Here is an 18,888-nt window from a genome sequence, read left to right on the forward strand (position 1 = left end):
CGCCCCGCCGTCCCCAGTGTCACTAACCCCCCCCCTCCCGCGCACCCCCGGGGGGGGGGGGGGGCCCGGTGCCCCCCTTCCCCGGCCCCCCCCCCCCGCCCCCGGTCGTCCCGCGTCCCCCGAGGGCCTTCGTCCCGCCCTCCCTCTCCCGGAGGAGACCCGCATGTCCACCCACGCACCGACCCGCCACGTCGAGGTCCTCGCAACGCCGGGCGACCGCCATGACGAGATCCTGACCCCCGAGGCCCTGGAGTTCATCGCACGGCTCGACGCCGCGTTCCACTCCCGGCGTCTGGAGGTCATCAAGGAGCGCGTCCGCCGCTCGACCCACCTGGCCGGCGGCACCCCCCTCGTCTTCCCCCTGGCCACCCGCGCGATCCGACACGACTCCGAGTGGAGGGCCGCGCCGCCGGCCTCGGGTCTCATCGACCGCCGCGTCGAGATCACCGGACCGCCGGACCGCCGGATGGCGGTGAACGCCCTCAACTCCGGCGCCCAGGTCTGGATGGCCGACCTCGAGGACGCCACCTCGCCCACCTGGGACAACGTCATCGGCGGCCAGTTGACCCTGCTCGACGTGATCGAGAGGCGGATCGACTTCACCACCCCGGAGGGCAAGGAGTACCGGCTCGGGTCGGACCTCGCGACCATCATGGTCCGCCCTCGCGGCTGGCACCTCCTCGAAGAACACCTGGAGATCGACGGCCGGCCCGTGTCCGCCTCGCTCGTGGACTTCGGCCTGTACTTCTTCCACTGCGCGCAGCGGCAGTTCGACGCCGGCCACGGCCCGTACTTCTACCTCCCCAAGCTGGAGAACCGGTACGAGGCCCGCCTCTGGAACGACATCTTCCTGTTCGCCCAGGACCTGCTCGGCATCCCGCGCGGTACCGTGCGCGCCACGGTCCTGATCGAGACGATCACCGCCGCGTTCGAGATGGAGGAGATCCTCTACGAACTGCGCGAGCACAGCGCCGGGTTGAACGCGGGCCGCTGGGACTACCTCTTCAGCCTCATCAAGACCTTCGGCCACCGCACCGACTTCCAGCTCCCCGACCGGTCCTCGGTCACCATGACCGCCCCGTTCATGCGGGCGTACACCGAGCTGCTCGTCCGCACCTGCCACAAGCGCGGCGCCCATGCCATCGGCGGCATGGCCGCCCACGTCCCGGGCAAGGACGCCGAGGCCGACACGGCCTCCCTCGCCAGGGTCCGGCTCGACAAGGAACGCGAGGCCGAGGACGGCTTCGACGGCTCCTGGGTCGCCCACCCCGGCCTGGTCCCCGTCTGCCGCGAAGTCTTCGACAACGTCCTGGGCGAGCGGCCGAACCAGCTGGAGCGGACGCGCGAGGATGTCGAAGTCGCCGCCGACGACCTGCTGTCGGTCCGCAGGATCGCCGCCCCGCCGACCTCCGAAGGCATCCGGTCCAACGTGGCCGTCGCGCTGCGCTACTTCGACGCCTGGCTGCGCGGGCGCGGGGCGGTCGCCCTGTCCGGGCTGATGGAGGACGCGGCCACCGCCGAGATCGCCCGCGTCCAGATCTGGCAGTGGCTGCGCCACGACAGGGCGGAACGCTCCGCGGTCCTCGACCTCCTCGACGCCGAATGCGAGGCGCTGGCGGAGGAGGACCCGCAGGCCCTGGTCACCGAGGCCCGCGAGGTCTTCGTGAACACCGCGCTCTCCCCCGGCCTGCCCTCCTTCTTCACACCCGAGGCCTACACCCGCCACCTCGTCCGCCGGACGGAGGCCCGATCGTGAGCACCTCGATCCGCCGGATCGGCGTCGTCGGGGGCGGCCAGATGGGCTCCGGCATCGCCGAGGTGTGCGCCCGCGCCGGCCTCGACACCATCGTCTGCGAGGCCGACGCCACCGCCGCCCGCGGCGCCCGGGAACGCGTCGCCGTCACCCTCGAACGCGCCGTCCAGCGCGGGAAGCTGGACCGGATCTCCGCCGAGGACGCACTGGCCCGGATGGTCTTCACCGGAGACCTCGAGGACCTCGCCGACCGGCAGCTGGTCATCGAGGCCGTCGTCGAGAACGCCGACGCGAAGACCGGGATCTTCACCGCCCTCGACAAGATCGTGGAGGACCCGGAGGCCATCCTCGCCTCCAACACCTCCGCGATCCCGATCATGCGCCTCGGCATGGCCACCGGCCGTGCCGACCGCGTACTGGGCCTGCACTTCTTCAACCCCGTACCGGTCCTGCCCCTGGTGGAGATCGTCTCCTCGCTCCACACCACCACGGGCAGCGTCGAAACGGTGGAGGGCTTCGTCCGGGACACGCTCGGCAAGACCGCGATCCACTCCCAGGACCGGTCCGGGTTCGTCGTCAACGCCCTCCTCGTCCCGTACTTGCTGTCGGCGGTCCGCATGGCCGAGTCCGGCTACGCCAGTGCCGCGGACATCGACGATGGCATGGTGCTCGGCTGCGCCCACCCCATGGGCCCGCTGAAGCTCGCCGACCTCATCGGCCTCGACACCGTCGCCGCCATCGCCGAATCCCTCTACGCCGAGTTCAAGGAACCCCTCTACGCCCCGCCGCCGCTGCTGCTGCGGATGGTCCAGGCAGGCCTGCTGGGCCGCAAGGCGGGCCGCGGGTTCCACACGTACGACCGGGACTGAGGGGTCCCGGTCCGCCGCCCGGGCAGAGGGTGCCCGGCAGCCGAGGGAAGGCGGGGCGTGACGAGTGGTGTCGTCACGCCCCGCCGTGCTGCCCGCCGTCGGCGACCCGGGCCGGCGGTCCGGATCGGAGTTCGCCGCCATGCCCCGCGCTCGAGGCCGTACGATGCGTTCTGCTCCGGCGCACCACGGCCGGAGCCACAACCGAATGCATGCACAACTGGGGGAAGCCGGTGGGAATCCGGCGCTGACCTGCAACCGTGAACGGCCGCCTGCGCGCCGTGAGTCGGAGAACCCGGGGTGCGATGTGCACCGCTTCCCACTGTCATGGTCTGCAGTACGAAGCCCCAGCCTGGCTCGGCACCCCCGCGCGCCCTCTTCGAGGGCGCGGACACGGGGTGTGCGCGGGTGCGGTCGGCGGGTTCGCGTCGGCAGACCCGAAGATCCGCCAGGAAGGCATTCCATGCGCCAGACCCTCGCCAGCCGCTCCGTGATCACCACGGTCGCCCTGGGCCTCGCCCTCGCGGCCGCTCCCACCGTGGCCGAGGCGAAGCCGAAGCCGGACACGAACGCGGCCGTCAAGGTGAACCTCACCGTCCAGGGCCCCGCCGGGCTGCTGTTCAAGGGCAAGGTCAAGACCAAGGGCCACGACGTCACCACCGTGACCGGCGGCACCCACAAGTGCGACGGCACCAACGGCGGCGCCAACCCGTCCAAGGTCCCCACCCCGACCGCCGCCCTCGACGACGCCGCCCACAAGAAGGGCTTCACCTGGGACGGCACCTGGTACGCGTCCTTCGACGACTTCTCCGTCGACACCATAAAGAACGTCAGCGGCGGCGGCTCCGCCTACTGGAGCATCGCCGTCAACGGCACCCCCACCCCGGTCGGCGGCTGCCAGTTCAAGCTCAACGCAGGCGACCAGGTGTCCTTCACCTGGACGTCCTTCTAGTCCGGCGTGCCGGTGGGGGCCGCGGCCCCGGAGGTCCGCGGCCCCCACCGGTGTTCGATGATCAGGCGCCCCAGCGCAGGGCGATGGTGTCGCCGACGCCCACGACCTTGTCCCGGGTGGCTCCGGCGAAGGCGGAGCCGTCGACGCTCACCTTCCAGGTGTTGGAACCGCTGTTGGCCTTGCCGTTGACGTCCGTGACGGTGCCGGTGCCCGACGCGGGGGTCACGCTCGTGACGCAGCCCGAGGGCGTGGCACCGCTGATCGCCGCGTTCAGGACGTCGCCGAGGGTGGTGGTCGTACCGGTCGGGTGAAGGACACGGAGCAGACCTTGAGGCTGCCGGCGCCGTCGTCGACGGTGAGCGCCAGCCTGGTGGCCGTACCGGCGGTGAAGGCCGGCTGGGCGACCCACTGCGGGGCGCCGGGGGTGACCGGGACCGGCGGGGCCGTGGTGAATCCGCCGCCGGCGACCGCGCGCAGGGCGTCGATGGAGGCGTAGGCGGACGGGACGGTGTCGGCCGGCTTGTACTTGAATCCGCCGGCCGGGTTGTACTGGTTGGCGATCAGGAAGTCGATCGGCGTCTTGCCGGCGGCGGTGAGGAAGTCCCCGGTCTGCGGGTTGAAACCACAGGCGTTCAGGCCCGCGACGCCCCAGCCGTTGGAGCTGGTGTTGACCCCGTACAGGGAGTTGAAGGCACCGCTGGTGGTGACGAGCTTGCTCTTGAGGAAGTTCTTCGCCTGGACGACGTCCGTGTCCGTGCTGGGGACGCCTGAGACGCACAGGGCCGCCATCGCGGCGCCGGTCATGTCCACATCGCCCGCGGAGTTGAGGACGGTCGGGTTGCCCTCGGCCTTGTTGTAGGTCCAGCCGCCGTCGACGTGCTGGTTGGCGCGGATCCGGGTGACCATCGCGTCGGTCAGGGCCTGCGGGACGCGCGTGCCGCCGGCCTGGGTCTTGGCCCCGCCCAGCGAAAGGGCCGCGAAGACGGTGCCGTTGAAGTTCCCGGAGGGGCCGAAGTAGCCGGCCTCCGCGGTCTGCCAGTACGCGTAGATGTTCGCGACGAGGTTGCGGGACGCGGAGACGCGCGCCGGGTCGATGCCGGCGGCGTACGCGTTCAGCGTGCCGCGCTCGTAGTCGGTCACCACCGGGGAGGCCGAGGGCCAGCCGGACGTGGAGAGCAGGTTGCGGTAGACGGTGCGGGCGTTCCTCGTCGTGTCGCCCGCGGGGTAGACGTCGACGACGGCCGTACCGGTGGCGGCGAAGGCGCTGAACGCCCACTCGTTGGACAGCCCGGCCCCCGCGTACGAACCGTCCGCCGCCTGGAGCGACTTGAGGTAGGCGACGCCATTCGTCTTGGACGTGGCGATCTGCGCGGGCGACGAGGTCGCGAACGCGGGCAGCGCGGTGAGGGCGAGGGCGCCGAGTGCGGAGGGCACCGCGAGCGCGAGGCGGCGGGAGGTGCGGGGACGGGACATGGCCTGCTCCTGGAATCGGCGGACGCCGGCCGCTGCCGGCGCCCTGCCGCCGTGCGGACACACGGCCGGGCATGCTCGGAGGGCCGTCGCCCGGAACGCGTGGTACGGCTTCCTGTACTGCATCGCCGCATGGGCATTCGGGCTCGGAGACGGCCCCCGCCGTCCCACACCGCTGCGCGTCAGCTCCGGCTTCTCACCGGATTCCCCCATCTGGCAGCCCAGGACGCTACCCGAGTGATCAAGGGTCCGCCAGCCGCCTCGGGACGTGCTGCCGGAGGAACGCTGGAGCGGCCCCGGGTGAGACACAGCCCACCTTGACGCTGTCTTTATCAGCGTGTTCCACTCCGACTGATACGCACTCAACTCCAGGGGAAGCCGGTCGAATTCCGGCGCTGACCCGCAACCGTAGGCCCGGCACCGCCGGGCGAGCCGGACTGCCTGGAGCCAGGTTTTTGCAGCGAGAAACGCCGTCGCGGACTACGGCGTGGTTCGAACGGCTTCCTCTGCGCTCCATGTGCGGCAGAAGCCCTTTGCCACGCATGGGTCCGCTCGGCCGACACGAGGGGCCGTGGTGGGGACCGCAGAGCTAGCAGAGCGACGCACGGGGAAGAAGAGGCTGGTGTCGCTGATATCGGCGGCGCTGCTCACCTTCGGCGCGAGCGTGGCCTTCGTCACCGGGACCACCACCGCCGCGGCCGACCCGATCGAGGGCTGCACCGCCACCAACGGCGCGATCGTCGCCGTCGACTTCGGCCCGTTCGGCGGGAAGGTCGAGAGGGGCTGCGACACCACTCCCACCACGGGCTACGACCTGCTGCACGAGGGCGGTTTCAGCACCGAGGGCACCGTGCACGACGGTCCCGCCTTCATCTGCCGCATCGGCAAGGGCTCCTTCGACTCCGGTACGCAGTACCCCACTCCGGACAAGGAGGACTGCGTCCTCACCCCGCAGGCGACCGCGTACTGGTCGTACTGGACCGCCTCGCCCGGCCAGAAGAACTGGACCTACAGCCCCCTGGGCGCGATGGCCCGCACGCCGAAGCCCGGTGACGTGGACGCCTGGGTGTTCGGCGGCACGGACGCCGGCGGCACCTCGGGCAAGCCCGCCTTCTCCCCCGACGACGTACGCGCCCAGGGCGGCAGCCCCAGCCCGGACCCGACCGGTCCGACGGGCCCGCCCACCGCGGCGCCGGGCACCGTCGACCTGCCCGCCGCCACCCGCTGGCTCACGGGGAGGCTGACCGACGGGGAGCGGGTCGTCGACGAGGGCGCCACGGCCCCCGACCACTTCCTCACCACCGAGGCGGTCTACGCCCTCGCGGGCGCGGACCGGCAGAGCCCGGCCGCCCGCAAGGCCGCCGACTTCCTCGCCAGGCCCGCGGAGACGGACGCGTACGCCTACCCCGCCGGCAGGGGCGGGATCCCCGACGCGACCGCCGCCGCGCGGCTCGCGCTCGTCGCCGAGGCCACGGGCAAGGACCCCCGCGCCTTCGGCGGACACGATCTGCTCGGTGACCTCGTCACGTACGTCTGCCCGCGCGACATCGGCGACGGCGAGACGATCGACGGCTGCCTCACCAAGGGCGACTTCCGCACCACCGGCCAGTCCGACGCCCAGGCCATGGCCGTCATCGCCCTGCTGAACGGCGGCGTGACACCTCCGGCCGACGCGGTGAACCGGCTGACCGGACTCCAGTGCGAGGACGGCGGATTCACCGGCATCCTCATCCGCTCCGGCGAATGGTGCGACAGCGACGCGAGCTCCACCGCGCTGATCGCCCTGGCCCTCAAGCGGGCCGGCGGACACGACGCCGTCGTCGAGAAGGCCCGCGAGAACCTGAGGAAGTCCCAACTGCCCACCGGTGCCTGGCCGGCCGCCGCCGGCATGACCACCGGAAGCCCGAGCGCCACGGGCTGGGCGGCCCAGGCCATGCGCGCCCTCGGTGACACGGCACACGCCGACGCGGGTCTGTTCCGGCTCTCCAAGCAGCAGCTCTCCGAGGGTGGCTTCGCCTTCGAAGAGGGACTCACCGAGCCGCAGTTGTACCCCACCGTGCCGGCCGTCGTCGCGGCCGCGAAGAGCGACCTGGTGGCGCTGACCGCCAAGAGGGCCGAGCCGAGCCCCTCGCCGACCGCCCCGAAGCCGTCGCCGAGCGAGCCCAAGCCCTCCCCCGGCGACCCCAAGCCGTCGCTCCCGCCGGGCGACGGGCCCGACCTCAAGAGGGCCACGGCGTACCTCACCCACCCCACCCGCCTGATCCAGGGCCGCTACTACGAGAGCTCCCCGGGCTTCGCCACGTACGGCCTGACGATCGACGGCGCGTACGCGCTCGCCGCCACCGGCACGGACGACGCCACCCTGCGCAACATCGTCGACTTCCTCGACAAGGGCGGCAAGGACGGCCAGGGTCGGACGGTCCATGCCTGGACCCTGATCGGCACCAAGTACGCCGTCGGCGGGGCCATCGGCAAGACGGCGCTCCTCGCCGAAGCGGTCGGCCGCGACCCCCGCGGCTTCGGCGGCCAGGACCTGATCGCCGCCCTGGCGAAGGACACCTGCCGGGCCGGGAACGTCGACGCCGTCCCCTACTGCGGCGGCAAGGGCGCCTACGGCAACGCCAAGTCCGTATTCGACCAGTCCCTCGGCGTCATCGCCCAGGTCCGCGCGGGCGAGAACGCGGCCGCGGCCGAGCCGATCACCTACCTCAAGAGCCTCCAGCGGCCCAACGGGGCCTTCGGGAGCATGCTCGTCGAGAAGAGCGACGACGAGGTGGACTCCACCGCCATGGCCGCCATGGCCCTGGACCTGCTGCCCGACGCGGACGCGCAGGCGGCCGTGGACAAGGCCGTCGCCTGGCTCGCCACGCGGCAGAAGGACGACGGCGGCGTCCCCGGCGCCTCCGGCAACTCCGTGAACTCCGCCGCCCTCGCAGTCCAGGGCATGTCCCTGGACGCGCAGAAGTACGGCGCGCAGATCGCCAAGGCCCGTAAGTTCCTGGCATCCCAGCAGAACGCCGACGGCGGTTTCGAGATCGCCAAGGGCTCCCAGCCCGGCTCCGACGTCCGCGCCTCCACCCAGGCCCTCGGCGGCACCACCGGCATCTCCTTCGCCACCCTCACCCGGAGCCTCGACGGCACCACCCCGCTGCCCATTCCCAGCCCCACGGCCACGTCGGGCCCGTCGGGCGGAACGGGCGCCGCGGGCGGCGCACCCGTCATCATCACACCCGGGGACACCGCGGGAACCGCGGCCGGTGCAGGCGGCAACGGCGCTTCTGCTCAGGGCGGTTCGGGCGGCAACCTCGCCTCCACCGGCGTCCGGGCAGGGGCGCTCGCGGGCGCCGCGGCCGTCCTCGTACTGGCCGGCTGGCGACTCGTGGCCATGGCCCGCACGCGCCGCATCCGCGAGGAGGACGGCCGATGATCTCCCGCATCACACGCGCCGCCGCCCGTGCGGCGGCCGCGCTGGGGCTGACGGTGGCGGCCTTCGCCGCCGGCGCGGCCCCGGCCGGCGCCGCCCCGCAGCCCATCGGCCAGTGCACCACCTCGTCCGGGGCCGTCCTCGCCGTGGACTTCGGCCACTGGGGCGGGCCGGTCTACCGCTCCTGCGGTACGACACCCACCACCGGGTACGAGCTCCTCAGCCAGGGCGGCTGGGCCACCACCGGCACCGGCCACGACGGCCCCGCCTTCATCTGCCGGATCGGCTACAGCGGCCACCAGGGCGGCAAGCAGTACCCGACCCCGGAGCAGGACGACTGCGTCCTGACCCCGCCGGCGTCCGCCTACTGGTCGTACTGGCACGCGAACCCCGGCCAGAACACCTGGGAGTACAGCCAGCTCGGCGCGATGCTCTACAAGCCGAAGCCCGGCAGCGTCGACCTGTGGACCTTCGGGGCGACGGACGTCGAGGGCACCCAGGGCCGGCCCCGGGTCACCCCGGACCAGCTGCGCGCCCACAACGCCCAGCCCACCGGCGTGCCCCAGCCCAAGGACACCCGTACGGCGGCGCCCCTGCCGCCGAATGTCGACACCGGGCCCAGGCCGGAGAACCCGCGGCCGGCCGATCCGACCCCGTCGGCGCCGGCGAGCCCCTCGCCCTCCGCTTCCGCTTCCGCCCAGGAGAGCGCCTCGCCCACCCCTTCGGCCCCTCCGTCCGGCAGCGCACCGGCCGCGGCCGCGCCCGCCCCCGGTCCCCAGGTCGTCGAGGCGGCGCCCGCCGCCGACGCGCACCACGACGCGGGCTCGTACCTGCCCGCCGTCACCACCGCAGCACTGGTGCTGCTGATCGGCGGCGCCGCCTTGTTCGTCGCCCGACGCCGCCGTCGTACGGAGTAGCCGCGTGTCACGCACCACCACGGTCGCGGCCGAGCCGCCCGCGGCCGGCCTCGCGCCGGACGCGGGCGGCCGCCGTCTGCCCCGCACCCTGCACCCCGTCGCCTGGTGGATCTGGGCCCTGGCCCTCGCCACCGCCGTCAGCCGCACCAACAACCCGCTGCTGCTCTTCCTCGTCCTCGCGGTCCTGGGCTACGTCATCACCATGCGCCGCACCGAGGCCCCCTGGGCGCGCGGCTTCAAGTACTACCTCTACCTGGCGCTGACGGTCGTCGCGATCCGGGTGACCTTCCGGGCGATCTTCGCCACGGGCGTCACCCCCCGCGACCACTTCCTCTTCTCCCTCCCCCACATCCCCACCCCCGACTGGTACGCGGGCATCCGGCTCGGCGGCCCGGTCTCCCTCGAAGCGCTGCTCTCCGCCGCCACCGACGGACTCCGCCTCGCCTGCATGCTGTGCTGCATCGGCGCCGCCAACACCCTCGCCAACCCGAAGCGGGCCCTGCGCGTCCTGCCCGGCGCCCTCTACGAGCTGGGCGTCGCCGTCACCGTCTCCATCAGCGTCGCGCCCCAACTGGTGGCGAGCGTCCAGCGCGTGCACCGCGCCCGGCGGCTGCGGGCCGGCCGCACCAAGGGGCTCCGCGCCCTGCGCGGGATCATCGTCCCCGTACTCGAGGACGCCCTGGAGCGCTCGCTGCGCCTCGCGGCCGCCATGGACTCCCGGGGCTACGGCCGCGCCGGCACCGCCACCCGCCGCTCCCGGCGCCTGACCGGCGCGCTGATGCTGCTGGGCATGTGCGGGCTGTGCGCCGGGGCGTACGGACTCCTCGACGCGACCGCGCCCACGCTGCTCGGTCTGCCCGCGCTGGCGGCCGGCGGAGCGCTGTGCGTGGCCGGGCTGCGGCTCGGCGGGCGCCGCATCACCCGTACCGCGTACCGGCCCGACCCGTGGCTCGCGGCCGAATGGACCGTCGCCGGGTGCGGAGTGCTGTCCGCGGTCCTGCTGTTCGGCAACGCGGGATTCGACGCCGCCGAGCTGAACCCCTCCATCTACCCGCTCAGCTGGCCGACCCTGCCGCTCGTACCGGCGGCGGCGATCCTGCTCGCCGGGACGGCCGGTTTCCTGGCACCGCCCCCGACAGCCCCCGCCCGGCCCACCGTCCCCGCACAGCGCCCCGAGGAACCCAAGTGATCCACTTCGACCAGGTCACCGTCCGGTACGAGGACACGGCCGAACCGGTCCTGCGCTATGTGAACCTCACCGTCGAGGAAGGCGAACTCTGCCTCGTCGTCGGCCACACCGGCGTGGGCAAGTCCACGCTGCTCGGCGCCGTCAACGGGCTCGTCCCGCACTTCACGGGCGGCACCCTCCACGGCCGGGTCCTCGTCGACGGCCGGAACACGGCCGAGCACCCGCCCCGCGAACTCGCCGACGTGGTCGGCGTGGTGGGCCAGGATCCGCTGGACGGCTTCGTCACCGACACGGTCGAGGAAGAACTCGCCTACGCCATGGAGCAGTTGGCGGTCCCGCCGGCCACCATGCGCAAGCGCGTCGAGGAGACCCTCGACCTCCTCGGCCTCGCGGACCTGCGCCACCGCGCCCTGCACGAACTGTCCGGCGGCCAGCAGCAGCGCGTCGCGATCGGCTCCGTCCTCACCGCGCACCCCCGGATCCTCGTCCTGGACGAGCCGACCTCGGCCCTGGACCCGACGGCGGCCGAGGAGGTCCTGGCCGCCGTCACCCGGCTCGTCCACGACCTCGGCGTCACCGTGCTGCTCGCCGAACACCGCCTGGAGCGCGTGGTCCAGTACGCCGACCGCGTCATCCACCTCCCGGGCGACGGCCGCGTGGTCTCGGGCCCGCCCGCCGAGATCTTCCGTACGTCCTCCATCGCCCCGCCCATCGTGGAACTCGGACGCGCCGCCGGCTGGTCCCCGCTCCCGCTGTCGATCCGCGACGCCCGCCGCGCCGCCGCCGCCCTGCGCTCCCGGCTCACCGGTACGACTCCGCCACCGGTGCGGCCGGCACCCGCCCCGGACCCCGCCCTCCTCCTCAAGGCCCGCGGGGTGACGGTGACCTATCAGGGCATCCCGGCCGTCAGGGAGGTCGACCTCGATCTGCGGGGCGGCGAGATCACCGCGCTCATGGGCCGCAACGGCTCCGGCAAGTCCTCCCTGCTGTGGGCGCTCCAGGGCTCCGGACCCCGCAAGGCCGGCACGGTGCTCATCCCCGCCACCGGCGGGGGCAGGGGCGCCGACCCGCAGAAGCTGTCGGCGGCCGAAGCCCGCCGGCGCGTCGGCCTGGTCCCCCAGACCCCCACCGACCTGCTCTACCTGGAGAGCGTCCAGCAGGAACTCGACCAGGCGGACGCGGAATCGGCGGTCGGCGCCGACGCACCGGCCGCACGCGAGATCCTCGACCGCCTCGCACCCGGCATCGACGACGCCACCCACCCCCGCGACCTGTCCGAGGGCCAGAAGCTCGCCCTCGTCCTCGCCATCCAGCTGTCGGCGGCTCCCCGGGTGGTGCTCCTCGACGAACCCACCCGCGGTCTCGACTACCGGGCCAAGGAACAGCTGATCGCCATCGTCGACGACCTCGCGAGGCAAGGACGCGCGATCGTCATTTCCACGCACGACGTCGAGTTCGTGGCCCGCGCCGCCGACCGGGTCGTCGTCATGGCCGAGGGCGACATCGTCGCGGACGGCCCCACCACGGAGGTCATCGTCGCCTCCCCCGTCTTCGCACCCCAGACGGCCAAGATCCTCTCGCCCCTCCCCTACCTCACGGTCGCCCAGGTGGCCCCCGCCCTCCCCGACGACGAGACGGAACCGGCCCCATGAGCGCTGCCGCACGCACCGCAGCCATCCGCATCAACGCGCGCGCGGGCGTCGTCATCGCCATGGCCGCGTTCCTGGGGATCGTCGCGTTCTTCTGGCCCTTCCTCGTCGCGCCGGGGAAGTTCGGGTCGAACTACGCACCGCCCCTCATCTTCGGGGTCCTGCTGGTCATCGTGCTGTGCGTGGTGATCTCGGAGATCGCCGAGGGCGGCATCAACTCCAAGGCCCTGGCGATGCTCGGCGTCCTGTCCGCGGTCAACGCCGCCATCCGCCCGCTGGGCGCGGGTACGGCCGGCATCGAGACGGTCTTCTTCATCCTCGTCCTGGCCGGCCGGGTCTACGGCCCGGGCTTCGGCTTCACCCTGGGCTGCACCTCCCTCTTCGCCTCCGCCCTGATCACGGGCGGGGTCGGGCCCTGGATGCCGTACCAGATGTTCGGCTGCGCCTTCGTGGGCATGCTGGCCGGCTTCCTGCCGAGGTCCTCCGGCCGTCGGGAGATCCTCATGCTGGCCGTCTACGGATCGGTCTCCGGCTACCTCTTCGGCTTCCTCCTCAACCTCTCCTTCTGGCCCTTCTCCCTCGACCCCAACAGCTCCATCGCCTACCTTCCCGGCCTGCCCTTCACCGAGCAGTTCCACCGCTACCTCGCCTTCGACCTCGCGACGTCCCTCGGCTGGGACACCGGGCGCGCCGTCACCAATTTCGTCTGCATCACCCTCGCGGGCCCGGCCGTCCTCACCACGTTCCGCCGCGCAGCGCGCAAGGCCCGCTTCCAGGCTCCCGTCCGCTTCGACCCCGCCCCGCCTCCGATCGGGGGAAAGTCGGCCGCGGGAGGAAACGGCGGAAGTTCGTAAGGGGAGCAATAGATCCATGACCGTTACCGCGAGCATCGACTCGACTCGCCCCGTGGCCACGCTGATCAACGTCTTCACGGTGGCGCCCGAGCGCCAGCAGGAGCTGATCGCCCTGCTGGCGCAGGCCACCGAGGAGACGATGAAGCACCAGCCCGGCTTCATCTGCGCCAACTTCCACGCCAGCGAGGACGGGCAGCGCGTGATCAATTACGCCCAGTGGGAGTCGGAGCAGCACTACCGCGCCATGCTGGCCAACCCCGAGGCCCGCGTCCACATGGACCAGGCGGCCACCATCGCCACCGACGTCCAACCCCGCCTGTTCCACGTCATCTCCACCCACCCCAGGCACTAGAAGCCCGTCCCGCACCCCTTCGATCGGGAGGGTGAGACGTTCCCGCTCCGGAATGCACCGGGCCCGGGCGCAGTGCACGCTGGAGCTGGCACACATCGAGGTGATACCGGTGGCCGGGACACGAACCCCGCAAGGTACGTCCAGCGCACAGCGACGCGTCCTCGCTCCGCTGGCGCTCGCGCAGTTCATCTGCAGCTTCGCGGGGTCCAACATGAACGTGATGATCAACGACATCAGCGAGGACCTGGACACCACCGTCCAGGGGGTGCAGATCGCCATCACGATCTTCCTGCTGGTCATGGCCGCGCTGATGATCCCCGGCGGCAAGCTGACCGACCGCTACGGCCGCAAGCGCTGCCTCCTGGTCGGCCTCGTCGTCTACGGCATCGGCGCCCTGCTGAGCGCCGCCGCCCCGGGCCTGGGCGTACTGATCCTCGGGAACTCGATCCTGGAGGGCATCGGAACGGCCCTGCTCATCCCGCCCGTCTACATCCTCACGACGCTCATCTTCACGGACCTGACCTCGCGGGCCCGCGCCTTCGGCGTCATCATGGCGCTGGGCGGCATCGGCGCCGCCGCCGGGCCGCTGATCGGCGGGCTCATCACCTCGTGGCTGAGCTGGCGTGCGGCCTTCGTGTTCCAGGCCCTGGTCATCGTCGTGATCATCGTGCTGAGCCGGAACCTCGAGGACCCCCTGCCGCCCGATCCGACGCGCTCCTTCGACACCACCGGAGCGGTCCTCTCGGCGACCGGCCTCGTCCTCCTCGTCATGGGCATCCTCGCGGCCGACAACAACGTCTGGCTCATGATCGGACTGCTCGTCCTGGGCTCCCTCGTGCTCCTCTGGTTCTTCCGGTCCGTACGGGCCAAGGAGCGGGCGGGCAAGGAACCCCTGCTGTCCACCAGCCTGTTCCGTGATCGCACCTCCAACCTGGGCCTCGTCACGCAGAACGTCCAGTGGCTGCTGCTGATGGGCTCCTCGTTCACCATCGCGGCCTACCTCCAGGTCGTGCGCGGCTACGACGCCGTCCAGACCGGCGTCATCTTCACCGCCGCCACGCTCGGCCTGCTCGTCTCCTCGCTCGCCGCCGAGCGCCTCGCGAAGCGGCGGTCCCAGCGGACCCTGATCATGACGGGTTTCGTGGTCACCGTCGCCGGCATCGTCATCCTGATCGCGATGGCCGGCGGCTCCCCGAACCCCTGGGCCCTCACCCCCGGACTCCTGCTGATCGGACTGGGCCTCGGCGTGATGCTCACCCCCTCGGTCAACGTCGTCCAGTCGAGCTTCCCCGAAGAGCGGCAAGGCGAGATCTCCGGCCTCTCCCGCAGCGTGTCGAACCTCGGTTCCTCCCTCGGCACGGCGATCGCCGGCACCATCCTCGTCTCGGGCCTCACCACCGGCGCCTACGCCGCCGCGATGATCACGCTGGCCGTGATCGGGCTCGCCGGGCTCGCCGCCGCGGTGCTCCTTCCGAGGAAACCGCCGCCGGGCACGGCGCCGGGCTCCGCCCCCGGGCCCGCCACCCGGCTGACCTCGTAGAACGCAAGGAGGCCGCCGGTTCTCCCCCGTCGGCGCACGCCCGGAGGGCGATCTTGTCGAGTCGCGCAGAGAATGACCACGAGGGACCGGCGCCGCCTGCCGCACCGAACCCGGACCGGAGAAGGGGTGACGGGTGATGTCGGACGAGAGAGCCGAACGCATCGCGGACTTCATCGAGCCGCTACGGGTGCGGCCGGGGTCGAAGGTGCGCCTGGACCGGGACTTCGACCCCCGCTTCAAGGCCGGCATGAAGAAGCGGGACGGGGCCGAGCTGCTGCGTACGGGGGTGTCCTTGCTCGCCGAGTACCAGGAGCGGCTGGCCGCCCAGGACACGTACGGCGTGGTGCTCTGCCTCCAGGCGCTCGACGCCGGGGGCAAGGACGGGACGATCCGCCACGTGATGAGCGGCGTCAACCCGCAGGGCGTGCGGGTCAGCAGCTTCAAGGTGCCGTCCACCGAGGAACTCGACCACGACTACCTGTGGCGGTACGCCCGGCGGCTGCCCTCGCGCGGCGAGATCGCCATCTTCAACCGCTCGCACTACGAGGAGGTCCTCGTCGTACGGGTCCACCCCGAGGTCCTCCTCCGGCAGAAGCTTCCCGAGCACGTGCTCGGGAAGGACATCTGGGACCGGCGCTACCGGGAGATCAACCGCTGGGAGCGCTATCTCACGGACAACGGGTTCAAGGTGGTGAAGATCTTCCTGAACCTGTCCAAGGAGGAACAGCGCACCCGCTTCCTGAAGCGGATCGACCTGCCGGAGAAGAACTGGAAGTTCTCCGCCGCCGACGTCCGGGAGCGGCGCCGGTGGGACGACTACCAGCACGCGTTCTCCGAGATGCTGTCCGCCACGAGTACGCGGTGGGCGCCGTGGTACGTGGTCCCGGCGGACCGGAAGTGGTTCGCGCGGATCTGCGCGGCGGCGGTCCTCGCGCACACCCTGATGGAGATCGACCCGCAGTACCCCGAGGTGGCGCAGGAGGCACGGAAGGACCTGCTCGTCACGAAGCGGAGCCTGGAGCGGGAGGCCCCGGCAGGGGCCCCGGCCGATCCGTACGCCGCCCGGCACCCGTCGGCGGACCGGCGCGGCGGGCACGGGAAGAAGCCGGGCGGGAAGCGCGGCTAGCCACCCTCGGACGGAGCGCGACCGGCCCGGATGCGTCCGCGGCCCGGATCGGAGGCACAACCATGACGGTGCGGTCGGATTCCGTGGCGGAACAGCCCGGGGCTGCCGGGGACGGCTGGTACACGCGCTCGCCCGAGGAGGTCGTGGCGGCGTTCGGTGTCGATCCCGCGGTCGGTCTGTCCACGGCGCGGGCCGCGGAACTCCTGAGCGCGCACGGCCCGAACGCGCTGCCCGAGGAGGCGCGTACCCCGGCCTGGCGCCGGTTCCTGGCGCAGTACCGCAGCTACATGCAGATCGTCCTCGTGGCCGCGGCGATCGTCTCGCTGGCCATCCGGGAGTGGACCACCGCCATCCTGCTGATCGTGCTGACCCTGCTGAACGCGGTCATCGGCCTGCGCCAGGAGGGCAAGGCCGAAAGCGCCATGAACGCCCTGAAGTCGATGATGAAGGCGACGGCTCGGGTACGCAGGGACGGCCGGGAGGCCGAGATCCCCGCCGAACAGCTCGTCGACGGCGACGTCGTGCTGATCTCCGCCGGGGACCAGGTGCCGGCGGACGGACGTCTCGTCGAGGCCAGCGCCCTGCAGATCGACGAGTCGGCGCTCACCGGTGAGAGCGTTCCCGCCGCGAAGGACACCGGCGCGCTGGCGGGCAGCCGGCTGTCGCCCGGCGACCAGACCAACACGGCGTTCATGAACACGCCGGTCACCCACGGCAGCGGCGTCATGGTCGTGACCGCGACCGGCGCGGGCACCGAGCTCGGCAAGATCTCCGGAATGCTGTCGGCCACCGAGAAGGAGGTTCCGCCCCTCACCAAGGAGCTCGACCGGCTGACCCTGTGGATCACGGCGGCGGCGGGCCTCACCATGATCGTGATGTTCGCCCTGGGACGCCAGCGGGACCAGGCCTGGGACGTCCTGTTCGTCAGCGCCGTCTCACTGGCCATCGCCGCCATCCCCGAGGCCCTGCCGACGGTGACCCAGGCGATCCTGTCCGTCGGGAGCCTGAACCTGGCGAAGCGGAACGCCATCGTGAAGGAGCTGCCCTCGGTCGAGACGCTGGCGTTCACGTCGGCGATCAACTCGGACAAGACCGGCACCCTGACGATGAACCAGATGACCGCCGTCGAAGTGCTGAGCCCCACCGACCGGTACACCGTGTCGGGCACGGGCTACGGGCTCGCAGGCAAGATCCACCATGCCGCCGGGTCCGCCGCGGGCATCGAGGACGCGATCCTGCCGTACGTGGTGGCCAGTGACGCCAAGCTGGTGGGCGGCGAGGTGGTGGGCGATCCCACCGAAGGCGCGCTGCTGGTTCTCGCGCACAAGGCCGGCCTGGACACCGACGCCACCCGCGACGCCCTTCCCCGCCTCGCCACCCTCCCGTTCGACCCCGAGTACAAGCTGATGGCCACCTTCCACTCGGCGGCCGACGCCTCCGGGCGGCAGGTCGTGCGCTGCTTCGTGAAAGGGGCGGCCCCGGCCGTGATGGCGCGGGCCGCCACCGCGCTCGCCGCCGGCGAAACGGTGCCGTGGGACGCCGAACTGCTCGGCCGGGCCGAGGCGGCGAGCGAGCGGATGGGCGGCGAGGGCCGCCGCGTGATGGCCGCGGCCACCCGTGACCTGGACCCGGCCGGCTTCGACCCGGAGGGCGACCTGCTCTCGTACGTCACCGATCTGCGGATGACCAGCCTCGTCGGCATGGTCGATCCGCCCCGCGAGGAGGCCAAGGCGGCGGTGGCCGACGCCCAGGCGGCGCACATCCGGGTCCGCTTGGTGACAGGGGACGACGTGACCACCGGGGCGGCGATCGCCCGGCAGATCGGCATCCCGGGCGAGGCCGTCCTCGGCGCCGACTTCGCCGCGATGAGCGAGGACGAGCAGCTCTCCCGCATCGAGGGCATCGGCGTGGTGGGGCGGGTCGCGCCGGAGCACAAGGTACTGCTCGCGAACACGCTCAAGAAGAAGGGCGAGGTCGTGGCGATGACCGGGGACGGTGTCAACGACGCTCCCGCCATCAAGGCCGCGGACATCGGCATCGCCATGGGCAGCGGCACGGACGTGGCGAAGAACGCCGGCCGCATGATCCTCTCCGACGACAACTTCGCCACCATCGTCTACGCCGTGGAACAGGGCCGGACGATCTACGACAACCTCACCAAGTACATCCGGTTCGTGCTGCTCCTGCTGGTCACGTTCGTCCTGACCTTCCTCGGGGCCACCGTCTTCAACATCGCCGCGGGTGAGCCCTTCACCCCTCCGCAGGTGCTGTGGATCCACTTCGTCGTCAACGCCTCCTTCGGCTTCGCGCTCGGCTTCGACCGGGAGAGCGCCGGACTCATGCGGCGCAGGCCTCGCCCGCGCGGGGAATCGGTGCTCACGCGGCCCGTACTCGTCACGGTCGGACTGGGCGGGCTGGCGATCACCGTCCTCCTGCTCGGGCTGATCCAGCTCGGCCGGGCCCGCTACGACAGTGTCGCGACGGGCCAGTCGATCGCGTTCACGGCCTTCTCGCTCTGTCTGATCGTGGCCGCCTTCGAATGCCGCAGCGAGACGGAGTCCGTGCTGACGACCTCCACGTTCGACAGCAAGCAGATGAACTGGGTCGCCCTGGCCCAGATCGTGCTCTCCGTGCTGGTGACCCAGATGGACGGCTTCCAGCGCATCCTCGGGACGACCGAGATCGACGCGCGGCAGTTCGGCTGGGCGCTGCTGTCCGCCCTCGCACTCCTGCTGCTGTGGGAACTGGGCAAGTTCGTGGCCCGCCGGGCGAAGACCGCCTGAGGAAGGCGCGTCC

At 72.0% G+C, this 18,888-nt stretch carries 12 protein-coding genes, 1 pseudogene and 3 riboswitches; of the genes and pseudogenes, 12 read left to right on the plus strand and 1 reads right to left on the minus strand.

Features of this window, described 5'->3' with window-relative positions:
- The first annotated feature begins 163 nt into the window (after positions 1-163).
- The 3 genes from aceB (at position 164) to ACFXGI_RS17235 (ending at position 3,571) form a co-directional block, all read left to right on the plus strand.
- The gene (gene aceB / locus ACFXGI_RS17225) at positions 164-1,756 is read left to right on the plus strand and encodes a malate synthase A (RefSeq protein WP_384706819.1); all 1,593 of its coding nucleotides are present in this window, start codon (positions 164-166) and stop codon (positions 1,754-1,756) included.
- On the plus strand, positions 1,753-2,622 hold the full coding sequence (locus ACFXGI_RS17230) for a 3-hydroxybutyryl-CoA dehydrogenase (RefSeq protein ID WP_384706821.1): 870 nt from the start codon (positions 1,753-1,755) through the stop codon (positions 2,620-2,622). Before aceB ends, ACFXGI_RS17230 begins: the two co-directional genes overlap by 4 nt.
- 220 nt (positions 2,623-2,842) lie before the next feature.
- A riboswitch (cobalamin riboswitch) is annotated at positions 2,843-2,916 on the plus strand.
- Between the two features lie 166 nt (positions 2,917-3,082).
- Positions 3,083-3,571, plus strand: a complete 489-nt coding sequence (locus ACFXGI_RS17235; protein ID WP_384706823.1) for a DUF4430 domain-containing protein — start codon at positions 3,083-3,085, stop codon at positions 3,569-3,571.
- Positions 3,572-3,632: 61 nt separating this feature from the next.
- On the opposite strand, the pseudogene ACFXGI_RS17240 reads toward ACFXGI_RS17235, so the two are convergent.
- Positions 3,633-5,044 (minus strand): annotated as a pseudogene (locus tag ACFXGI_RS17240) (hypothetical protein).
- Positions 5,045-5,154: 110 nt separating this feature from the next.
- Positions 5,155-5,288: riboswitch (cobalamin riboswitch) on the minus strand.
- A gap of 123 nt (positions 5,289-5,411) precedes the next feature.
- Positions 5,412-5,484: riboswitch (cobalamin riboswitch) on the plus strand.
- Positions 5,485-5,615: 131 nt separating this feature from the next.
- Here ACFXGI_RS17240 and ACFXGI_RS17245 point away from each other — a divergent pair.
- From ACFXGI_RS17245 to ACFXGI_RS17285, 9 genes are all read left to right on the plus strand, one after another.
- Positions 5,616-8,468, plus strand: a complete 2,853-nt coding sequence (locus ACFXGI_RS17245; RefSeq protein WP_384706825.1) for a prenyltransferase/squalene oxidase repeat-containing protein — start codon at positions 5,616-5,618, stop codon at positions 8,466-8,468.
- Positions 8,465-9,382, plus strand: a complete 918-nt coding sequence (locus ACFXGI_RS17250; RefSeq protein ID WP_384706827.1) for a hypothetical protein — start codon at positions 8,465-8,467, stop codon at positions 9,380-9,382. The genes ACFXGI_RS17245 and ACFXGI_RS17250 overlap by 4 nt, the downstream gene beginning before the upstream one ends.
- Before the next feature lie 4 nt (positions 9,383-9,386).
- Positions 9,387-10,571, plus strand: coding sequence for an energy-coupling factor transporter transmembrane component T (locus ACFXGI_RS17255; RefSeq protein ID WP_384706829.1), 1,185 nt, complete (start codon positions 9,387-9,389; stop codon positions 10,569-10,571).
- Complete coding sequence (locus ACFXGI_RS17260) at positions 10,568-12,223, plus strand: ABC transporter ATP-binding protein (protein ID WP_384706831.1); 1,656 nt, start codon at positions 10,568-10,570, stop codon at positions 12,221-12,223. The genes ACFXGI_RS17255 and ACFXGI_RS17260 overlap by 4 nt, the downstream gene beginning before the upstream one ends.
- Entirely contained in the window at positions 12,220-13,074 is an 855-nt protein-coding gene (locus ACFXGI_RS17265) for an ECF transporter S component (protein ID WP_384706833.1), read from the plus strand. Before ACFXGI_RS17260 ends, ACFXGI_RS17265 begins: the two co-directional genes overlap by 4 nt.
- A gap of 16 nt (positions 13,075-13,090) precedes the next feature.
- On the plus strand, positions 13,091-13,426 hold the full coding sequence (locus tag ACFXGI_RS17270) for an antibiotic biosynthesis monooxygenase family protein (protein ID WP_384706835.1): 336 nt from the start codon (positions 13,091-13,093) through the stop codon (positions 13,424-13,426).
- A gap of 52 nt (positions 13,427-13,478) precedes the next feature.
- Positions 13,479-14,966 carry an MFS transporter gene (locus ACFXGI_RS17275; RefSeq protein WP_384707073.1) on the plus strand — a complete coding sequence of 496 codons (1,488 nt, stop codon included), beginning with the start codon at positions 13,479-13,481 and terminating at the stop codon, positions 14,964-14,966.
- Positions 14,967-15,102: 136 nt separating this feature from the next.
- Entirely contained in the window at positions 15,103-16,092 is a 990-nt protein-coding gene (locus ACFXGI_RS17280; RefSeq protein ID WP_384706837.1) for a polyphosphate kinase 2 family protein, read from the plus strand.
- Positions 16,093-16,154: 62 nt separating this feature from the next.
- Complete coding sequence (locus ACFXGI_RS17285; RefSeq protein WP_384706839.1) at positions 16,155-18,875, plus strand: cation-translocating P-type ATPase; 2,721 nt, start codon at positions 16,155-16,157, stop codon at positions 18,873-18,875.
- Positions 18,876-18,888: the final 13 nt, after the last annotated feature.

This window comes from Streptomyces sp. NPDC059355 (assembly GCF_042752335.1).
GTDB lineage: Bacteria > Actinomycetota > Actinomycetes > Streptomycetales > Streptomycetaceae > Streptomyces.